Source organism: Achromobacter sp. 46006, assembly GCF_059761975.1.
Genome location: NZ_JCBANN010000128.1, coordinates 1 through 1,619, shown reverse-complemented (window position 1 = coordinate 1,619; position 1,619 = coordinate 1). Strand labels below are relative to the sequence as shown.

Annotated in this window: 1 protein-coding gene and 1 pseudogene; both read left to right on the top strand. The window is 66.8% G+C overall.

Features of this window, described 5'->3' with window-relative positions; all coding sequences use genetic code 11:
• Window positions 1–536: pseudogene (locus AC6LKG_RS26455) on the top strand (methyl-accepting chemotaxis protein); the annotation flags it as partial.
• A 104-nt stretch (window positions 537–640) separates the two neighbouring features.
• Window positions 641–1,619 (top strand): Tar ligand binding domain-containing protein (locus AC6LKG_RS26450; RefSeq protein WP_498169948.1); only part of this gene is annotated, 979 nt, incomplete at its 3' end.

Below are 1,619 nucleotides of genomic sequence, written 5' to 3'. Positions count from 1 at the left end.
GCGAGATCTCTGCGGCCTCGGAAGAGCAGTCCAGCGGTATCGACCAGGTCAACCGGGCGGTGTCGCAGATGGACGAGGTGACGCAGCAGAACGCGGCGCTGGTGGAAGAGGCGGCGGCCGCGGCCGGCTCGCTGCAGGAGCAGGCGCAGCGCCTGGCCGAAGCGGTGGCGGTGTTCAAGATCAATGCCGGCGACGTGATCGAGGTGCCGGCGCGCCAATTGGCGCAACAGCGCAGCGCACCGCGCGTCGCCGCGCCGAAGGCCGAGGATGCATCCACCGAGGCCGCCGTGCAAGCGGCCCCGCCGGAAGGCGCGGTCGAACCGGCCCAGGCTCCAGTCAAGCCCCCGGTCGCCGCGGCACGCCTGGCGCAGCCGGCCCGCGCCCGGCCCACGGCCAACAGTGGCGCCACTGCAGCGCGTCCGGCGCGCCGTCCGGCCGTCAGGACCAGCGATGCAACCGATGCCAAGCCGATCAAGCCCGCACCGGCCGCCGCGCGCCGCGCACCGCCCGCGGACGATGACTGGGAGTCCTTCTGACGACGCAAGCCGCCGCATTGAACAGGTAGTCGCAGTAACAACACTTCCCTTTTACGTTGGGGCGGCAAGCATGTCGTCCTGACGGTTACTGGAAATATCGGAAAATGTTAAGCAATCTGAAGGTGCGCACGGGCTTGATGCTGGCCCAGTTAGCCGTCGCCGTGGCCGCGCTGGTTGCCATTGCCTTGGGTTGGAACAGCATGCGATCCAACGCCGCTGCGATCGATGCCTTGGATAGCCTGAGCGTCCAGCAGAACAACCTGGTCAAGGACTCTTATGTGCAGATGCTGCGCGCAACCATCCGCGCCGACATCGCCGCCGCGCAACGCGCGGCTGGCGACAAAGCCGGCGCCGCCGAAACGACCCGCATCGTCCAGCAACTGCTGAGCGATGGCAGGGCCAAGTTGGAGCGCTTCAAGGATGTTCCGAAGACCAGCGATATCAGCCGTGCCGCGGAAGGTCAGTTGCTGGCTTCGTTCAACGGCTTTTCCGAAGGGTTGCAGGCCATGCTGGCGGCCTTGGACCGGGGGGACAGCGCCGAGTACCTGAACCTGAAGAACACCAGGACCGCCGCGGCCAGCGGCGCCTTCTCCAAGCAACTGACCGAATTCGCCAACGCGATCAATACGTACAGCGAAGCGCAGGTTGCCGCGTCGCGCTCGCAGAGCACGGTCATGGCCTATGTCTACCTGGCGTTGCTGCTGGTGATCCTGGCGGTGTCGCTGGGCGCGTTCCTGTTCGTGAACCGCGCGGTGCTGCGGCCGCTGCGCACGGTTGGCGAAAGCTTCGATCGCATCGCCGGCGGCGACTTGACCACCCGCGTCGAGGTGCAGTCGACCAACGAGATCGGGACCCTGATGGCCGCCGTCAAGCGCATGCAGGAAAGCCTGGCCCGCACGGTGTCCACGGTGCGCCGCGGCGTGGATGAGATCACGGTGGGGTCGCGCGAGATTTCTGCCGGCAACACCGACCTGTCCAGCCGCACGGAAGAACAGGCTGCCTCGCTGGAGGAAACCGCGGCATCGATGGAAGAGCTGGCTTCGACGGTCAAGCAGAACGCGGACAACGCGAGGCAGGCGAACC